The sequence below is a fragment of the Alteromonas sp. ABH4_453 genome, from assembly GCF_056160665.1.
Genome location: NZ_JBSWXP010000003.1, coordinates 305,339 through 325,151, shown reverse-complemented (window position 1 = coordinate 325,151; position 19,813 = coordinate 305,339). Strand labels below are relative to the sequence as shown.

The following is a 19,813-nucleotide window of genomic DNA, read 5'->3' as shown; positions in this document are numbered from 1 at the left end:
GATCCTAGAAGATACCGCCCTAAAAAGCCAGCGTGTTAAGCGTTACGAGAATTTAAGCGCTTTGGGTTAATTCATCGTCCTGCGGAGTTTTAAAACGGGGAAAGCCAAACCAAATGGCCGCCACGCCAAACACAAAAATAAGCATGGGGTACCAGCAATAAGGCGTAATGGCCAAAGGTGAAATGCCCACTACGGCCGCTGCACTTAAAAGCTGCGCGCCATAGGGAACCAAGCCTTGAAAGCTGCACGAAAAGATATCCAGTAATGACGCTGTACGGCGTGGGTCTACGCCGTATTTTTCGTTCAGGTCTTTAGCAATTGGGCCTGCAGTAACAATGGCAATGGTATTGTTCGCCGTTGTAATGTCTAAAAAGCTGACCAAGCCTGCAATACTAAATTCCGCGCCTTTCTTTGATGTAACTTTGCGGGTCAAGCGTTCGATTAACCAGGTTATACCGCCATTAGCGTGCATGAGCGCTACAATGCCACCTATGGTTATGGCAATCATCGCCAAGTCCTGCATCCAGCCCATCCCTTTTTGGATGCTTTGCATCATGGAAAGTGGCGTAAAGCTGCCTTGCAGCAAGCCCACTACGCAAGCACTGGCAATACCCACTGCAAGTACGCTGATGACGTTAAACCCTGTTAGCGCGAAAGCAATAATGCACAGGTACGGCACTATGCGCCAAAAATCGTAGCTGCCGCCTTCAACAATGCCAGAAGTATCAACATCGACCATAAGCAGTAATGCCATGGTAACGATGCAGGCCGGTACAGCCACCATTAAGTTTGCCTTAAACTTGTCTTTAAGCTGTACGCCTTGCGTACGGGTTGCTGCAATGGTGGTGTCTGAAACAAACGAAAGGTTGTCACCAAACATAGCGCCGCCCACGACAATACCCAGCGCCATTTCCACCGGCAGCCCGAGGCTTGTGGCAAGGCCTGCACCTATGGGTGAGAGCGCAGTAATGGTGCCCATGGACGTGCCCATGGAAAATGATATAAAACAGCAAATCAAAAACAGGCCTGGCAAAATAAGTGCAGAAGGCACAAATTGTAGCGCCATATTAACTGTGGCATCTCGTGCACCAATATCAATAGTCACGGCATAAAACGCACCAGCCAGCAGAAATATCAGCACCAAAAGAATAATATTCTTATCGCCACCGCCTTTACAAAAGGTTTGTACTTTTTCAGAGAAGCTGACCTTTTTACCTTTCGGATTTAAACATAGGCCATACCCAGCGCTGATAAAAAACGCCACCAAAATAGGCATCGCAGTAATATCGTTTGTGGTAATTCCTGTCACTACAACAAGAATTACAAAAAGCAAAATAGGCGTTAAACCTAACGGGTTGGGTGCGATAGAATTTGGTGCAATGTCGTTATTTTCGTGCACAGAAAACTCTCTTTTGGTTTTTATTGCGTAACAGCAAAAGTTTAAAGGCTACGCGGAAAAGCCACCTTAAGGGTGTGAGTGCGTAAAACAAGCTTCAACAAGACCATATCTTTTTGGTCTTTGACGATGCAAAGCTAAGGCTGCAAAGGATAAAAGGTTTTAACGATATTGAAAAGACATTTACTTTCCAATGATTATGTCATAACAGACCGTACAGAGAATTACCCTCTCAATGAGACTTACAAAGTTTGTAATTGCGTCGTATTACAGCAGGCATAGTAGTTCTACGTTAAGCTGACGCGACAAAGAGTATTGCTTTTTTAAGAAGTGGACCACAACCACCTTGCTGCTGGGGGGCAGCGTCACATAGTTATATCGTAGGGTTGATAGTGCACTGAGATGTTAATTACAGAGGTCTTATGTTCGACACATAAGGGGCGAACACGATTTACGGTCTCTGATTAACTTCTAAGTTCGCTAGGGGTTTTACCTGTTAGTCGTTTTACTGTACGACGAAAGTTAGGCAAATCGTTAATGCCCATTGCATTGGCCGCAGCCTCGTTACTCACCTTGTGCACCGATAAAAGTAAAAGCGCATGATTGCGCTGAACTTCTTCAGACAGAGCGCGATAGCTAGTGCCGAACTCTTTTAATTTCCGTTTCAGCGTTGCTACGCTGACGTCTAGGGTTTCCGCCAATTCAGGCAATCCGATATTAGGCGAGTGCGTGTTAGACGAAGCACAAACGTAACGTCTCACAAAGTCAGGCAAAGACAAGCGGTTTTGCTGTTCAATAGAACTCCTTTCTTTCGTTTGCGTTGCGCTGTTACTTGGTAAATCTTCCATAGATGCGTGCAATTCAACAGAGTCTATCGGCTGAGTTGTCAGCCCTAAGGGTTGGCTTGTTACCCTTTTTTCAATGCAAATACTGTTAAAGCGGCCATTAAACGATAATTTAAGCCCAAGGTGCGTTTCATAGTCAGCGATATTCTTCGGTCGACTGCCTGTGAAGGTAAAAGACAAAGGTATTCGCTTATTCGTAATACTTTTAATGAGCGCCACCAGCGTTGAAAATGCAACTTCAAGAGTGAATTGAAGCTGTTTGCTGCTTGCGCCAGTAAACTGAGGCACTAGCATTATTTTGTCGGCACTTTCAAACCGCTGAAACTGACATAGCGGTAAGCTATACCACCTAAATGTTTGGCGTTGAGTAAGGTGTAGAAGTAGCTGATCAATATTTTCGCATGCTTTAAGCACATGTAGCGGACTAGTAAGCCACTGCGAGGCTAAAGCACCACCCAATAAAAAACTGACATCGTTACCTTTGGTTTGGCTGTGAACATTGCCTAACAGCGATGAATACTGGTTTATGCTTACTAGCGAATTGGGTTGTAACGACTCCTCAAAAATACCTGTACCGCGCAAGAGCTTATTCTTATTACCGCCACGAGAGAGTGCCACATTGAGCGCTGCCTTTACCAGCCAATACCCAGCGATCACTTTATCTTGGCTCGACATCACTACATTGTCACTACCAGTGACACCCACGCTACATACACGGGTTGAATGGCAACGCTCAGCACCTGCCGCTGCATTTTCGTTTGCAGAATCTTCTAGTGCGTTAATTCGTGGTAACGTTAAATCCATTAGACATTCACCGCAGGCATCTTCGTGCACATACACCAGCTATTTTCACCAATCTGACCAAACTACGCTGCACTGTCATGAGAACACTCAAGCTCTAACAGCATGGTGTTTAGCACAGTCGCAAGGCGCTGATTAGGTAACAGCGTCACTTGAGCACTGCGTGCGGTGGTGTAAATAGCGTTGGCATTGAGGCTATGTCTAAAAGACAGATGCTGAATACTTACTTTGATATCATTCAGAATAACATCGGCCTGCATGGGCGAGACGTCTGGCATCAAAATAGCAAACCTATCACCCGCGTAACGACACGCTAGATCTTGCTGGCGCAAATTCATGATCACCAATTGCGCAATGTCGTGCAGATACCTGTCGCCTTCTGTATACCCATGCTTTTGATTGAACAATGAAAAATTGTTGATATCGATGATGGCAATTACAGCCGACTTCCCGGATTGCTGTAATTTATTTATTTGTGCTTTCCAATACTCTGCACGGTAAAGCTGAGTAATCGGATCGATAGCATCGTGATCCCGAACGTCCCATTCACGACGTCGTAATTGCAAATTTAACGCACGCTGCTCTAGGTGCCATTGATAAAGTGCCGCGGTCATCACTACCATCCCCACCGCCGCAGGGTAAGACTCAATCATACTTATCCAGTAAGCCGCCTCGGGGTAATGAAAAAATTCGTCTAAGAAATCTAAACTGACAGAAAACAAGAAAAAGCCTAGCCCTATAATAAGAAGGCTAGTCACTTTTCCAGGAGGACGGCTAGCGAGCGCTGCTAGCATCCACGCAAGCGTTAAGAAAGCGATGCTCCCCTCCCCCACAATATCTAGGCCATATATCACGGTGCTTTCTTTTGCATTGCCAAACATAAAAGCTAGGCACACCGCCAAGGTTACCACGCAAAACGTAAATACCAGCCAAAGCTTGTGATGTCTAAATTGTGTTGAATTTGTAAAGGTAAACATAATGCTCTCTTTGGATATCTCTAATATTGAATACATCACGCGTCAGTCCAGCGGCTTCCAGCGCTTAAAACAAAACGAGAGTCTTGCCCAAATTTGTTGAAACTGTCGAGGGTCAGTTTGGCTCATCAATGTGACATCTTGATGGCAAATATTTCAAGGAACGTGAAAAAAGAAACACAAACCAAGTAAAATCATGAACTTAAGACAGGGTCAATTTAGCTCATCGATTTGAGAGTTAGCGACAATTGCCGAAAGTAAGCCCATTGCTCCATCAAATCGTCATATAACTGTCATGGAGCATTCTTAGGGTACTTAGTCATTAACTTAGCACTTACTTCACACTCCTATTGACTGCTTAATTGATTGGAAAATAAATGAAAATTAAAACCGCGTACTCTTCTCTTACACTTGCCTGCATAGCGGCGCTAGGCCTTAGCGTTGCATCGCCTGCTTTAGCGGCGGATGGTATCATTATTGGTTCAGTAAAAGACGCCGCCAAAGCACGCAGCTATACAGGCGCACAAATTAGAATTGTCGAGCTAGGGCTTGTGACCGAAGCAGGTAGAGACGGCACGTTTCGCTTCCCTTCTATTCCTGAAGGTACTTACACACTAGAAATCTCTTATCTTGGTGAAGATACCGTCACGCAAACGATTAACGTGACAGACAATGGTATTGCCCGCGCTGCCGTCGAATTTGGTAGCGGCGATACCATTGATGAGATTCTGGTGCGCGGCCAACGAAGCGGACAGGCAAGCGCCATTAACCAGCAACGCGTATCTGACCGTATCTCGTCTATTGTTTCGGCAGACGCTATTGGTCAATTTCCTGATCAGAATGCTGCGGAATCGCTACAACGTTTGCCCGGCCTCTCTATAGAACGTGACCAAGGCGAAGGTCGCTTTGTGGGAATTCGCGGTATCGACCCAAACCTTAATAACGTAACCATCAACGGGCTAAATATTCCTTCGCCGGAGTCTGGCGTGCGCTCTGTTGCGCTTGACGTTATTCCCTCAGAACTTATTCAAACGTTAGAGGTATCGAAATCTGTAACCCCAGATATGGATGGCGACGCCATTGGTGGCTCGGTGGCGGTAAAAAGCGTAAGTGCCTTTGATAAAGCCCGTGATACCGCAAGCGTTACTGTACAAGCAAGTCAGAATGATTTAGTGGATAAAACCAGCCCAAAGCTGTCTGGCACCTTTACTAAAAAGCTTTCATCTGAATGGGGTGTGGCCGGCGCTATCTCTTACTTTGACAGAGACTTTGGTTCGGATAACGTTGAAAGTAACGGTGATGACGAGCTTGAGCAACGTGACTACACAATCACTCGCGAACGTTTAGGTAGTGCGCTGAACATTGATTTCCGTCCCGACTTCAACAACCAGTATTTCCTTCGCACACTATATAGTGAATTTTCTGATGACGAATACCGTCAGGCCAACATTTTCACTTTTGACGGTGAAGACTCGGAAATAGAAAGAGAAAGTAAAGATCGTTACGAAAGCCAAAGCATCTTTACAGTGGCACTAGGTGGTGAGCATCAGTTAAAGACGTGGAGAGCAAACTGGCAACTTGGTTATGCGAAGTCTGATGAAGACGAACCAGACGCTTTGTATTACGTTTTTAAAACGGAAAACGACAGCATTGACGCTGATTTAAATACCATGCGCCCAACAGTGTCGCAAAACGCTGATGCCATGGACTTATCTACCTACGAGGTAGATGAAATCAGTTTTGAAGATAACTACACCAAAGATACAGAAACCAGTATTAAATTTGACGCATCACGCCCTGTTAACGTAGGCGGATACATTGGTGAATTCAAATTTGGTTCAAAATACCGCAGCCGAGAAAAAGACAGAGACAGCAGCATCACAATCTTTGATGGCGACTTTGACGGGCTAGATGCCTCTCAGTTTGGTACTGCTAGCCCAGAGTATGCACTCGATAATTTCGGGCCAGGGCTTAATCGCGGCGTTATGCGCAGCTACTTTAACGATAACCGCTCAAGCCTCGAAGTAGACAGCCTTAATTCAGAAGTTGAATCTCGCGGTGCCACGTATGTAAATGAAGAAGATATTTTTGCCGCCTACGTGATGGGCAGCGTTGATATTGAAAAGCTTCACTTAGTCGCCGGTGTTCGCTATGAGCGTACCGACTTTTCAACGTCAGGCATGCGCGTAGAGCTTGTTGAAAATGAACAAACCGATGTAGAAGAAGTGGTCAACACACCATGGGAAGCTGAACGCGACTATGACTACTGGCTACCGAGTGTAAACGCCAGATATACATTTTCTGACAAGCTACAGCTTCGTGCCGCCTACACGCAAACCATTTCACGTCCAAAATTTGAAGATGTGGCTGCGTTTCAAATTATCGAAAGTAAAACCGAAGAAGACGATGGCGTTTTCGTTACGGAACGTGAGGCAGAAGTGGGCAACCCAGAGCTTCAGCCTTATGAAGCGCAAAACGTTGATTTGTCAGTTGAATACTACCCTGGTGACATTGGTGTAATTTCAGCAGGATTGTTCTATAAGAATATCGACAACTTTGTTGTGTATGCCGATGTTGCAGGTACCACTGGCTGGGAAGGTTTTGAAGAAGTTATTCAGCCAATAAATGGCGACTCTGCTGACTTGACTGGTCTGGAACTTTCTTGGGTCAAAGCCTTCAATAACGGGTTTATTGTATCTGCGAACGCAACGTTCACAGACTCCGAAGCCACTACATTCTTAGACGGTGAAACGTTCGAAACTCAGTTACCTAACCAGTCAGATCGCATTGGCAACTTAACCATTGGTTACGAAGCGAATGATTTCAGTGTACGACTTGCTACCACGTATAAAAGTGAAAACTTCGAAGAAATTGACGGTGATATGCTGAGATTTGAAGATGACCATGTACAAATTGATTTCATGGCCCGCTATTACATTAACGACAGCATGCAGGTGTATTTCAACGGCATAAACCTAGGTGACGAGCCTTTCTATAACTACTTTGATACGCGCAGTCAAAACGCGCAGTACGAAGAGTATGGCCGTACCTTTGAGCTAGGTTTCACTTGGCAGCTTAACTAGTCACTTTTATTTGTTGTTAATATTCAGATGTTCGCAAGCTTCTAACATGGGGCTTGCGTCATCTGCATTTGAGAGTCTTTCATGCACGGTTTACCCACACTCGCCCCAACCACAAAGCCAACATTCGCAACCTTGTTTGCGGTTGCGTTTTGTTTCACCTGCTGCCTTACCTCAGAATTTGTAAAGGCAGAGCAAACAAGCCCCGCTTACTCCGCGGCAAAAACTAACGTAGCTATTGAAAATGCGAAGGCTACCAACGAGCAGTATTCACATGATTATTATGTGCACACCACTATTGAAGGTTTATCGGTACCGGATGACGCGGTTTCTTTTTTAACGTTAGGTGATTGGGGCCGCAACGGCCACTTTTATCAAAAACACGTTGCAAAATGGCTAGATGTTGCAAGCTATCAACTAGATGCCGAATTTATCGCAACCACCGGCGATAACTTCTACGACAACGGTGTTGCCTCAATTGACGACCCTTACTGGCTGTCTTCTTACGAAGCTATTTATCATCAACCTCATTTATTCATCGACTGGTACCCTGTGTTGGGTAACCATGACTATCGAGGAAACTGGCAGGCGCAAATAGATTACAGCACTAAGAGTCGACGATGGGAAATGCCGGCGCAGTATTACAGTAAGACTCTAAAGCTTGACGATGGAAGCTCAGCTCTCTTGTTGTTTATCGATACGTCTCCGCTAAACCCCGACTATGCAGGCGAAGCTAAATACCAGGAAGCCTACTCACAAGGAGCGTCTGAGCAGCTTGATTGGATAAATACTATGTTGGCCAAAGAGCAATATACCTGGAAAGTTGTCATTGGCCATCATCCACTTTATTCAAGTGGTAAACGCTACGGTAAAACAAAAGCTATCAAAGACGTGTTAGAACCCATTTTCCACAAACATGGCGTCAACCTTTATGTTGCTGGGCACGAGCACGACCTTCAACACAACCAATTACCCGGGGATGGCCTAGTGCACGTAGTGTCCGGTGGCGGCTCAGAAGTGCGCCCTGTTAGTAACTACGACTTTACGCAATTTGCAAAATCGACCGGCGGCTTTGTCAGTGTAAGCATGACAGCTAAAAACATCTTCCTTAATTACATCGATCACAAAGGGAAGACGATTTACACCCACACAATGAATAACGCCCGCACAGTATCTTCGCCGAACACGATTCAGGATTAATGATGACAATGGATAACCAAAAAACAAAAGGGCTACACCGAGCAGTAGCAAAGACCGTCGTTTTTACCGGTGCTCTAGCAACACTCTTTAGCTGTGCAGCTCAAAATATAACAGCCACAAAAAACCAAATCGAGCCTACAGGCACTGTACTTACGCTTACACATCTTAAAAAAGGTTTTGAGCAAACGCTTTATTACCAAAACAATGATCACACTTATAAATACACCCAGGCTAACGCTAACAAAGACACCCATGCTAACAGCACAAAAAACACAGCGCTTACAAAGACACCCATGCCAGTAGCGTCTTACGATGACCCCCATGGCAATCATACGCTTAAAGTAGCGCAGTCAAAGAAAAGTCATTCTTTCGAAGACACCCATGTTATTGACCTTCAAATAAACGAGCATAAAGGCATTTCACTTACTAACAGCCAAGGTAAAACTCAATTTATTGAAGGCAGCTACACGTTTGCTCACGCTGAAGTAGCTAACTCTACGAACAAACAATGGGTGTCTTTGGTAGTGTTTAATAACAACACGCAACATATTGAAGCATATCGCATATCTGTTGACACCCTGACAGTGCAACGGCTGCTTAGCCAAGCCGCCAAAGGCTCTGAGGCCATTTGCGCAGCAATGAGTGCGCAAGGACACCCTCACATTATCAATGTGGATGCCACAGGCACCCTCAATCAATATGAACTACACCATGATGAGTTTTTATCGCTACGCAGTTTCGCCATAGGCCCTGGCATTAAAAGTTGCAGTGTTGACCTAGATACGCAAAACATCTATTTGGCGGATGAGTTCGCCGGGGTATGGAAGATTAACGCCCATATAGAAAGTGAGTTAGAGAAAACGCTTATCTTTCATGACGCAGATACACCAGTCGAAGGCGTGAGCGTCTTACCCTCTACAACCCTAAGTTCAAATAGCAGTCTTGTCGGTTGGGTAAGCCCAGATAAAAGCGGCGTATGGCTTCAAAGTCAATGTCATGCTGAGTTCGTAACTTTGATGCTCGATGAAGATGGGACCGCAGAAAGCATAGAACCTGAATTTATTCAGTTAGCTACTTTTGCAAATAAGGAAGGGCAAGGAATCTCTGTGGTAGTAGATGATGATGCATCGGGCAGGGTTTATTCTGTAGAACTGCCGGCTAGTTTGGCCGCCGCATATCTTAACGATGGGTGTCTTGCTAAAAAAGGCGATGACACTCAAAGTGGTTCCTATACTTCTGCCCAACATAAGGTGGCCACTGTTTCACCATTCGCGCAAACTCAGCCTGTGCAAAACTATGGTGATGCAGCTGACGACCCTGCTATTTGGGTTAACTCACAGGCCCCTTCAGACAGTCGCATAGTTGGCACCGACAAAAAAGGCGCATTGAATACCTACGATCTTACCGGCAAGCAACTTCAGAGCCTGCCGATAGGAAGAGTCAACAACGTTGATGTTGGGTACCGGGTTGCGGTAAACACTGTGAACATCGGCAGTAAAAATGAGTTTACTGATATTGCCGTTGCTTCAAACCGAACACATAACAGCTTGTCTGTTTTGGAAATAGATCATAACGGTAACCTCGCCCATTTAGGTGAGATTAAAACAACGCTTAGCGACATTTATGGTATGTGTCTTTTTACCAATAACGGTATAGCTCATGTTTTTGCGAACGATACCAGTGGTCGCTTCGAGCGATATGAATTATCAATCAACCAAGGCAAAGCAGTTGAAGGAAAGTTAAGTCAGAGCTTCTCTCTTCCCTCACAGCCTGAAGGCTGCGTGGTAGACACCCACACCAATACCGCTTACCTTGGTGAAGAGGCCACAGGCATCTGGGCGCTGGATATCAGCTCTACTGATAATACACCTACATTTATTTCAGCAATAACACCACCCGTTGAAGCTGATGTAGAGGGCTTGGCACTATTTACCGTTGATGACAAGAAATACCTCATTGCATCAAGTCAGGGCAATAACAGCTATGCCATCTATCATATAGATGAAGAAAACCCTGAAACGTTAACATTTATGGGGCTAGTTCAAATTGCTGCTGACAAGGCAAAACAAATTGACGGGGTATCGGAAACTGACGGGCTAGAAGCAACAAATGCCAACCTTGGCGGTGCTTTTACTGAAGGACTGTGGGTAGTACAAGATGGCCGAAACGTAATGCCAAGCCAAAAGCAAAACTTTAAACTTGTCGCAGGTACGACGCTAAAAAACGCAATAAGAGATTTAGTAAACAGACAAGGTTAAAGGCACATGGTGTGAGTAACCATCAACACCCACGTCGATAATAGAGAAAGGGGGAAGTTTAAAGCTTAACCTCTCCCTTTACTCTCAAAACTTGCTGACTTATCGCTGTAGCTTAATTGCGCTTAAGGTTGCATTAGCTAAAACATCGCAAATACCACCTTAGATTTTGCAGACAGCCCTAGGTTTTGTAGACAGCTTTAGGTTTTGCAGACAAGCTTACATAGGCAGCGCAAAATCTAATATCAACTAGCCTGCTCGCTGATAGCCATCATTTAATTGAACGTCAATGGCACGAAGCACGGCCGTTCGGTTAATTGAGCCTAAAAGCACACCATCATCATCTACTACCGGGTAAACCCGCGGCTTCTCTTTAAGCAGCAATTGCGCTAACTCTATTACAGACATGTAAGGTTTAACCGAAACCACCGGCGTTTTCATGATTTCCCCGACCCTACAAATTTGTTCGCGATAGTAGCTTGAAGCTATCATTTGAGCGATACAGTCTTGCTCGGATAAAAAGCCCACGACCTTTCCCTTTACGTCAAGCACTGGTCCACCACTTTGCCCACTGGCTAACAACGCTTCGACAGCCTGCGCAACGGGCATATCGACATTAAGCTTCACTGGGTGAGTATTCATATAATCACTGACTTGCAACGATTCCATTTTCAATTCTCCAGCCGTGGCGCCTAATGTGACCGATACTGCGACTTATTTGGCGTTACGGCACTTCAATTATTTTTAACCACATGTGAAAGTAACATTCCCCCACACTTTAAGATTAGACCTTTCGTTGCCTACAAGCCAGCATATTTAACATTAAAACAACAAATAGATTTTACAGTGGTTAATCTCTGTAAATTGCCACTTTCACATTGCCATTTACATCAATGCTCGCGCGGTACATACCCGCTGAATTAAACGGCATTGCAACATTACCTTTTGCGTCAATAGCAATTACACCGCCATCACCACCAGCTTTCACTAACACGTCGTTAATCACTGTATTAGCAGCGTCGTTTAACGTTAAGCCCTGATACTTCATCCGCGCGCAAATATCTGCTGCCACATTGTATCGAATAAAATATTCACCATGTCCAGTAGCCGATACCGCACAGCTTGCATTGTCGGCATAGGTGCCAGCACCAATCACCGGTGAATCACCAATACGTCCATATCGTTTAGCCGTCATTCCGCCGGTGGATGTTCCGGCAACAATGTTGCCCTCGCCATCTAGTACCACTGCCCCTACGGTTCCAAAGCGCTCATTGCCCTGCTGTAAACCATAACCATTTGAAGCCTGCTCCATACGGGCTTTCGCTTTATCTAGAGCCTGCTTGCGAAACTCAGTGTCGAAAACCGAATTGTCCACTTGCTCAAGGCCGCTTTGTTTTGCATAGTCTTCCGCGCCTTCACCGGAAAGCATAACGTGTGGAGATTCATTCATTACCAACAGCGCTGCCTCTATCGGGCTTCGAATTGTCTTAACACCCGCAACCGCACCTGCGTTTTTACTTCCACCATGCATAATAGACGCGTCTAGTTCATGCTCTCCGTCAAAGGTATACACGGCACCAATGCCGGCGTTAAACAAAGGTGAGCTTTCAAGAATTTTAATGGTTTCAACCACCGCGACTTCACCTTTGACACCGTCTTGCAGCAAGGAATAACCGTGCTGTACTGCTTGGGTTAACACCTTTTTATACGCCGCCTCTTTTTCAGCCGTCATCGAAGACTTTAAAATAGTGCCGGCTCCGCCATGAATAGCGATGGCAACCCGTGAGCTTTCTTGGTGAGTATCAGCCGCCGATGCGTTAGCACTAACGAGCGTTAGCGAAGCTACTAAGGCACTGATTACACATAACGTATTTTGAACTTTATTGGACTGACGAAAAATGCGAGGAAGGTTCAAACGGTTAACTCCTTTAAAGTTATAAAACACCGCTTTGCTCCGTGGCAGATGAAACCAACACAAACGAGCGATGTGATTATCGTATTTATAGCGAATTAAGATGACACACTAAAAGATGATAATCTAGGCTACTTCAAGAAGTTCTAAAAAGGTATTAAGATCGTCGCCGATAGATGGAAGCAACGCCTTTACTTTCTCCCAATCAGCTACTTTTGATAACTCCCAAAGTGATTCAAAATCTTTTCTCAGCTGCACGGCACCAATATCAGCAGACATTCCTTTGAGTTTAAGCGACAGAATTTGTATTTGTGAAAAGTCTTGGTGCTCTACAGCCCTTTGTAAAAGTTTAAATTTTTCAGGTGCGCTTTGAGAATAGAGCTCACAAACCCGAGAGAACAAAGCTTTATCACCCATAATTCGTGCTATAGCGTTCTCTTTTTCCCAACAGCCGTCACTTACTGTATTCGCCTGCTCGTTAGAAATAACCTCCGGCTTACCTAATGCGTCGGTAGCCTCAGAGTGAACAAGAACATCATCACTAGCATTGTGTTCCTGTGAATCGTCTATTGAGCGCATACACTCTGTACTGTACGCTAAATCTCTATCAATAGCGCCAAGCAGGCTGTCTACTAAGGGGGGCAACGACGCACTATTACTTGTTTTATCGGCGGGTTCTGAATAAGAAGTGTTGTTGCGTTCAGCGCTTTGGGAATCAATATCTGAATTTTCAAGCTCGGTGCCAGCCACCTTGGTAACTTGATTAACGAGCCACTGCCTGACTTTTGGGATTACTACATCTGCAATAACCGGTTTAGTGGCAAAGTCGTCCATCCCTGCTTCTAAGCATTTTTCCTTCTCGCCCAGCATAGCGTTTGCCGTCATGGCTATAATGGGAACATCGGCATGCATTGCACCAGCTTTTCCCTCTCGAATAGCACGAGTCGCCTCGTAACCATTCATTTTAGGCATTTGGCAATCCATTAAAATACTATGAATACGACGCCCTTTTTCATCGCATTTACGCAGAAAAGCAACCACCTCTTCTCCGTCTGCGCAGGTATATAATTTACAAGGTAAGTACTCTAGTACGCCCTTAGCCACTTCCCTATTTATCAGGTTGTCATCAACGATAAGTAAGCGAGTATTTTCAATTGAAATGTGCGATTTAATTTGGTCTTCAGCCCAATTTTCGGCTTCTGATGCACTACTATGGCTTTCTTCAGTGGTGACTTTTTTAGTCAAGCCACCATATTTAACAACATCTAGTCCTTGCTTTACCGTTATAAACGTAGAGCGGAAAAGGGGTTTGGGTAGGTACAGAGGCGTCAAATGCGTAAACTCATAGGGTGCCCCCTCTAGCTTTTGAAGAATATAAACCACGGGCATTTTGCTATCCTTTCCGCCCTTTTCACTTCGCTCCCATTCTCTGTCTATTTCACCAATTAAAACGCTGGATTCATCAAGTAAAATTACATTGTAATCTTGCCACTGTATAGCACTAGCGGGCCCATCTAAGACTTCAGGAGTAGCACCTACATATGCAGCAAGTTTGCAAATATGCGTTTGTAGCGGTAAGTAAGCAGATGAAACGCCAACTTTAACCTTATTAAGTAGTGACTTTTCTTCCTGGCCAACTTGGTCAGAATCTGCTGGCTTATCTAATGCAGTATCGGGAAGGGAAATATAAAACGAAAACTTACTCCCCTTTCCTAACTCCGACTCAAAGGTAATATCCCCACCTAATAATTGGCATAACTGCTTGCAAATAGATAGTCCTAGCCCTGTACCCCCGTATTGTGTAGCCACTGAGGCATCAGCCTGCGTGAACGCAGAAAAAAGCTTGGGCTGATTGTCTTTCGCTATTCCAACACCTGTATCTTCAATGCTGAAATGTAACTGGTGAACCTCAGACGCCGGTTCGCTTAGAAAAAGCGAGAGTTTGACGTGCCCTGTTTTGGTAAACTTAATCGCATTGTTAAGTAGATTACTCAATACTTGGTTAATTCTGTGAGGATCTGAGTGAACTTCTATCCTTGGTACTTCTGAGGTATCCACCAGCAACTCTAGGCCTTTACCTGCCGCCTTAATAGCGAACACTTTGGCGATAGACTCGATAAGAGAGAGTAGTTCAAAACGTTGCTGGTTAATTTCCAACTTACCCGCCTCTATTTTAGAAAGGTCTAGTACATCGTTTATAAGCACGTTTAAGTTGTTACAGCTGATTTCCATCATGGAAACTAACTGCTCAGCCTTTTCGTTAAGCGGTTGGCGTTTTAATAAAGCTAAAGAGCCAACTACCCCGTTCAGGGGCGTGCGCATTTCATGACTGATATTAGAAATGAATGAACTCTTTACCTTACTTGCTTTACGCGCTTCTTGTGTTGCCTCAACCAACTCTTTCGTTCTACTTACCACTTTCTCTTCAAGCTTTAAGTTGACTCGCTCAATGGCATCTTTCGCTTTTTGTTCATCCGTAATGTCTCTAATTACTACAGCTACGCCAGAAAACTGTGAATGCTCTCCCCATATCGTTGAGGTAGTTATCAATAGTGAATGCTCATTTTTATCATCATCGACATAATGAGAGGTGAAAGTAACTTGCTTGCCACCTTTAACAAGCTCATCCTCTAACCCAGATAAGGATAGTGGTTCGAAAGATGAATAATGCTGATTGAGGATTATTTGGGAGGGGATCCCGAAAAGTGACTCCGCAGCTTTGTTCCAACTTTTGACAATACCCGTAGAGTCCACACTAAAAATGGCATCTTTTGAAATATCCACAATAGCAGCTGATTCGCCACGCACTTTGGCTAGCTCAATATTCTTTTTATTACTGCGATATACAAAAAGCAGAATGCTTACAAAGATAATTGATATGACACCAATCACGCTGTAAACGCTCAGCCGCTTTTCATTTATCAGCGCACTCACTTGAGATTGCGGTAGTAGTATGTGTAAGTAAAAGCCTGAGCCCTGACCTTGCGCACCTAGCGTGAACGCCCTTGAAACAGCGTAATTTACGCCCTGGCTTTCATTTTTGGAGGTAATCTTGCCGCGCCCGTTGAATTGAGATACTGAGAATTCGCTTTGCCATGTTACAGACGGGTTTAAGTCTTTAGAAAAGGATTTTTGGCTATCGGGATGTACTACAAAATAACCATCACGGTCAGTGACATAGAGCGACTGGTTGCTCGTTAAGGATTGGGTCATTTGAGAAAGCATGTACTGCGCGTTAACGTTCATAATTAACATTCCGTAACGCTCGCCACTTTCACTAAAGATTGGTAAGGAAAGCCGAATGACGCTTTTGTAGGGGTATTCTAATCTTCCATATTCCCGATTCAAGTTGATATCAGATATGTAAAATTGTCCTTTATTACTTTTGGCGCTTTCAATGAAATAATTTCGTGTTGCTTTTGTCTGTAAGTCAGTGTTGCTGGCGATTAAAACACTCCCGCCTTCGCGCTCGACCCTTAAGAACTCGTTCCCTTCTTCATCAGCCTTAATGACTCTTAACTGATCGATTTCGCTGTTATTTTCGATAAAAGCAACGAATATAGTTTCTAAGCGGTGCTTCCACTGATCAAGCGTAGTGCCATCTTTAGGGTCTAACTTATTGTTCTGTGTGGCTCTAACTATTCCGCTTATCGGCGGCGTTTGGTGCAAAAAATTAAGGGCGTTGAGATGTTTGACTAGCTGAGTTTCGGCGACATTTTCCACGCTTAATGCGCTTTTCTCTAAGGCCTCAAACGCCTGACTCTCCGCCGTCGCTTTTATACTGCTTTCAAACAAACTAACAACCAACACAATCAGTAAGGTAGCAAGCACAGTAGCCAATATAAAGGTACTTTTAGCTTCGTTAAACGTAGGTTTAGATGGAAGGACTGACAAGCCAATAATTTCCGTATAACTTGTAATAACCTAAAACTAGTCAGAGATGGTTTGTTTCGCAAGTTTACAGTTTAAAAATTTCATATAAAAACAAACAATAAAACCGTAAGTTACAACGTCACTCTGGCCTTTCAAACGGTTGAATTATTGGGCACAAAACCAACAGCATTTGGTATTAAAATTATCGCGGTGTACACTGCGTGCAAGGTTTTACTAATAAGCAATGGTGGTTATGCACGCACCTACATTTTTGTGGCACGATTTTGAAACATTTGGCACCAGCCCACAAAAAGATCTCCCCTGCCAATTTGCCGCGGTCAGAACAGATATGGATTTAAATGTTGTTGGAAAGCCCATCAACATTATGAGCGCCATTGCTAATGATTATCTACCTCACCCAGAGGCATGTTTGGTTACCGGCATTACGCCACAGCAAACCATAAGAGATGGGTCAAACGAAGCGGATTTTGCAGCGCGAATTTACCAAGAGATGTCTACACCAAACACTTGTAGTGTAGGATTTAACAGTATTCGCTTTGACGATGAAGTGTCGCGCTATTTGTTTTACCGTAATTTTTACGACCCCTATTCACGAGAGTGGCGAAACGGGAACAGCCGCTGGGATATTATTGATGTAGCAAGAGCGTGTTATGCGCTTAGACCGGAAGGAATCAATTGGCCAGAACGAGAAGATGGTACGCCTAGCTTCAAATTAGAATCGCTCACTGCAGCTAATAACATCGGCCACGAAAATGCTCACGATGCGCTGAGCGATGTCTATGCAACCATCGCTTTGGCAAAGCTTATCAAAGAAAAGCAACCTCGTTTATTTGATTACGCACTTTCGCTTCGCAATAAACACACGGTGATGCAGCAAATTGACTTGAGCAAACCCTCAGTACTTCTGCATATATCATCGAAATTACCGGCATCACAGGGTTGCTGTACCTGGGTGATGCCCATCGCAAAGCACCCTACCAATTCAAATGCCATCATTGCTATAGACTTGTCGCATGATATCGACAGCTTAATAAACGACTCAGCCGAAGAAATAAGACAGGCGCTTTACGCGCCAGCGGATACGTATTCAGATACTAAAGAACGACCTGGTCTTAAACTTATCCACATTAATCGCTCCCCTTTTCTTACCACAGCCAAAGCAATGACTGAGGAAAACGCCGCTAGGTTAGGTCTTGATCGTGAACGTTGCCTAGACAATTACAAAACACTCGCAAGCACTAACGAACTCGCGGCTAAACTTGTGAATGTGTACGACGAAGAGCCCAACAATACAGAGCTTGACGTAGACCATGCCTTGTATAGTGGTGGTTTCTTGAATGATGAAGATAGACGTTGGTGTGAGCGTGTTATTGATGCTGCGCCTGACGACCTTGCCACCTTGGGCGATGAAACCCAGCACGAAAGGTTGCGCAAACAACTGTTTCGTTACCGCGCGCGCAACTACCCTAATACTCTTACCGCTGACGAGATGACAAAGTGGCAATATCACCGTCAGGCTCGACTAACGGACTCCGCATTTGGCGGCTCGATTACATTAGAAAACTACATGATGAGGCTTGAAGCGTTAGCTCACGAGCACAGCGACAACCCCGACAAGCAGGCTATACTGCGCGCACTGTATCAGTATGCTAAAAACCTTTGACGGAGGTTTTATAACATCATAAATTAATGATAGTTGAACTAAGGCGGTAAAGGATAAAACGTAGTCAAGGAATTGATGACCTCCGCCGATAATAACAATACACGTGCGCAAGGGAATAAGTAGTCATGAATGGCGTTACAATAAGCTTCGACAAATCAAGAACCTATATAAACATTATGCTCAATCCTTCTGAATTTGCATCAGAGGTGGATATCCGTGATGTTAGACAACAGTTGGAAAGTGGCGAAACCAAGCGTCTGTATGTGTCAGAAAAAGCGTTAAAATCAGCCTGTGAAACGGCCAACCATTACTTTAAAACGGGTGATGGTACCGTGGTTCAGGAACGCATAGGCGAACGAAAAAATGCAGAAATTGAATTTCGTTTGCCTGAAGACGGCATGATGGCAAATTTAGTTCTTACCACGCCATACGGCGGTAAGCTCCCTTCCCTTGCAACAGTAAAGTCGCTAGCCGTTAAAAACAGAGTTGTTCGTGGTGTCAGCACTAAAAAAATAGAGGCCATGCTGAATGCAGCTAGAAATGAAGCGCCCGGTACAGTTTTAGAAGAAACCATTGCCAAAGGCCTTCCCGCTAGAAATGGCAAAAATTCCAAATTTGTTCCACTTGTCCCCAACGCGCTAGAACGGGTGCTTAGGCCCCAAACTAACGAAGGTGAACGGGTTGATATGCGCAACCTGGGCGAAGTCATTTGCGTGAAGGTAAACACGCCTGTTCTGCGCCGTACACCACCGACAAAGGGCCGTACAGGCTTTGATGTGAAAGGAAACACGCTTCCTGCTGTTCAAGGAGAATGGATAGATTTCAAAATGGGGACAGGCACGGTGGTGTCTGACAGCGACGCAAACCTATTAATGTCGTCAATTTCAGGAATGCCAAAATACCGCGATCAAGTTATGAATATTGATGACACCTTTATCTGTAACGGCGTAAACGTCGGTACAGGGCACGTAAACTATGAGGGTGCTGTATTAGTCAATGGCGATGTTACCGAGAAAATGCAAATTAAAGCAGCGGGTGATGTCACAATAAACGGCTTTGTTGAATCGGCTTACATTGAATCTGGTGGCGATATTATTATCACTGAAGGCGCCATGGGAAAGGTGAATGATAAGCAAGGTGATTTCCAGTGCAGACTGGTGGCAGCGGGAAGTATTCACGTTCAGCACGGGCAAGGTATCGATATCCAGTGCTCTGGCAATATTACTGTCGGAAGACAACTTGCATACAGCCGCCTGCGCTGTGGCGGAGCGGTAATTGTGGGGCAAATTGATAAGCCTATGGGAAATTTATTTGCTTGTGACATTATGAGCCAAGACCGTGTTGAAGCGGGTACCCTAGGCGCCGTTTCTGGCAGTACTTTAAAAGTGGATTTCAGCCCTGGTTTTAATCAGTTATTAGAGCGTAAAGACTCGCTTGACGAACTATTAAGACAAATTCGCGAAAACAACTTAAAACACAAAGAGAAGATTGATTTAATTCAAGGGAAAAAAATACCTAAAGAGCTGCAGCGTAAAGCCGCTGAAGCCCTTGAGCTTTTTAACAACGAAAGTGCATTGCTTGAGTGGTTGGAAAACAAAGCGAATGATGTAAAGGCAGCGAAAGAGCACTATCAAGCGGATATCAAGCTTATTGCTAATAAAAGGCTCTACCCTGGTGTTTCTGCCAAGTTAAATAACAGAAACTGGCGTTCTGAAAGGGAATATGACCGCGCTAAAATTCATTATGACTCTCATCAGTGGCATTATGAGCCAATTATTTAGTTAGCGCTTAGC

11 protein-coding genes are annotated in these 19,813 nt (G+C 44.5%); 5 read left to right on the top strand and 6 right to left on the bottom strand.

Annotated features, from left to right (window positions below; genetic code table 11):
- Positions 1-52: 52 nt before the first annotated feature.
- The 3 genes from ACXAGV_RS07755 to ACXAGV_RS07745 form a co-directional block, all read right to left on the bottom strand.
- On the bottom strand, positions 53-1,399 hold the full coding sequence (locus ACXAGV_RS07755) for a Na+/H+ antiporter NhaC family protein (RefSeq protein WP_039223884.1): 1,347 nt from the start codon (positions 1,397-1,399) through the stop codon (positions 53-55).
- Between the two features lie 461 nt (positions 1,400-1,860).
- A complete protein-coding gene (locus ACXAGV_RS07750; RefSeq protein ID WP_474872756.1) occupies positions 1,861-3,045 on the bottom strand; it encodes a helix-turn-helix domain-containing protein in 1,185 nt (394 codons plus the stop codon).
- Positions 3,046-3,107: 62 nt separating this feature from the next.
- Complete coding sequence (locus ACXAGV_RS07745; RefSeq protein WP_474872755.1) at positions 3,108-4,019, bottom strand: GGDEF domain-containing protein; 912 nt, start codon at positions 4,017-4,019, stop codon at positions 3,108-3,110.
- Between the two features lie 374 nt (positions 4,020-4,393).
- Between ACXAGV_RS07745 and ACXAGV_RS07740 the strand changes: the two genes are divergently transcribed.
- From ACXAGV_RS07740 to ACXAGV_RS07730, 3 genes are all read left to right on the top strand, one after another.
- Positions 4,394-7,099, top strand: coding sequence for a TonB-dependent receptor (locus tag ACXAGV_RS07740; protein WP_474872754.1), 2,706 nt, complete (start codon positions 4,394-4,396; stop codon positions 7,097-7,099).
- Positions 7,100-7,180: 81 nt separating this feature from the next.
- Positions 7,181-8,296 carry a metallophosphoesterase gene (locus ACXAGV_RS07735; RefSeq protein WP_474872753.1) on the top strand — a complete coding sequence of 372 codons (1,116 nt, stop codon included), beginning with the start codon at positions 7,181-7,183 and terminating at the stop codon, positions 8,294-8,296.
- An 8-nt stretch (positions 8,297-8,304) separates the two neighbouring features.
- Positions 8,305-10,554, top strand: coding sequence for a phytase (locus tag ACXAGV_RS07730; protein WP_474872752.1), 2,250 nt, complete (start codon positions 8,305-8,307; stop codon positions 10,552-10,554).
- Positions 10,555-10,800: 246 nt separating this feature from the next.
- On the opposite strand, the gene ACXAGV_RS07725 is transcribed toward ACXAGV_RS07730, so the two are convergent.
- The 3 genes from ACXAGV_RS07725 to ACXAGV_RS07715 all read right to left on the bottom strand — a co-directional run bounded on the left by ACXAGV_RS07725 (position 10,801) and on the right by ACXAGV_RS07715 (position 16,357).
- Positions 10,801-11,220 (bottom strand): CBS domain-containing protein, encoded by a 420-nt coding sequence (locus ACXAGV_RS07725; RefSeq protein WP_474807327.1) that lies wholly within the window; start codon positions 11,218-11,220, stop codon positions 10,801-10,803.
- Positions 11,221-11,401: 181 nt separating this feature from the next.
- Entirely contained in the window at positions 11,402-12,466 is a 1,065-nt protein-coding gene (locus tag ACXAGV_RS07720) for an isoaspartyl peptidase/L-asparaginase family protein (protein WP_474872751.1), read from the bottom strand.
- Between the two features lie 123 nt (positions 12,467-12,589).
- Positions 12,590-16,357 (bottom strand): ATP-binding protein, encoded by a 3,768-nt coding sequence (locus ACXAGV_RS07715; RefSeq protein WP_474872750.1) that lies wholly within the window; start codon positions 16,355-16,357, stop codon positions 12,590-12,592.
- 232 nt (positions 16,358-16,589) lie between these two features.
- On the opposite strand from ACXAGV_RS07715, the gene sbcB reads away from it, so the two are divergent.
- Together sbcB and ACXAGV_RS07705 are read left to right on the top strand one after the other, a co-directional pair.
- Positions 16,590-18,020, top strand: a complete 1,431-nt coding sequence (sbcB, locus tag ACXAGV_RS07710) for an exodeoxyribonuclease I (protein ID WP_474872749.1) — start codon at positions 16,590-16,592, stop codon at positions 18,018-18,020.
- A 125-nt stretch (positions 18,021-18,145) separates the two neighbouring features.
- Positions 18,146-19,801: a FapA family protein gene (locus ACXAGV_RS07705; RefSeq protein ID WP_474872748.1), complete on the top strand. Its 1,656-nt coding sequence runs from the start codon at positions 18,146-18,148 to the stop codon at positions 19,799-19,801.
- Positions 19,802-19,813: the final 12 nt, after the last annotated feature.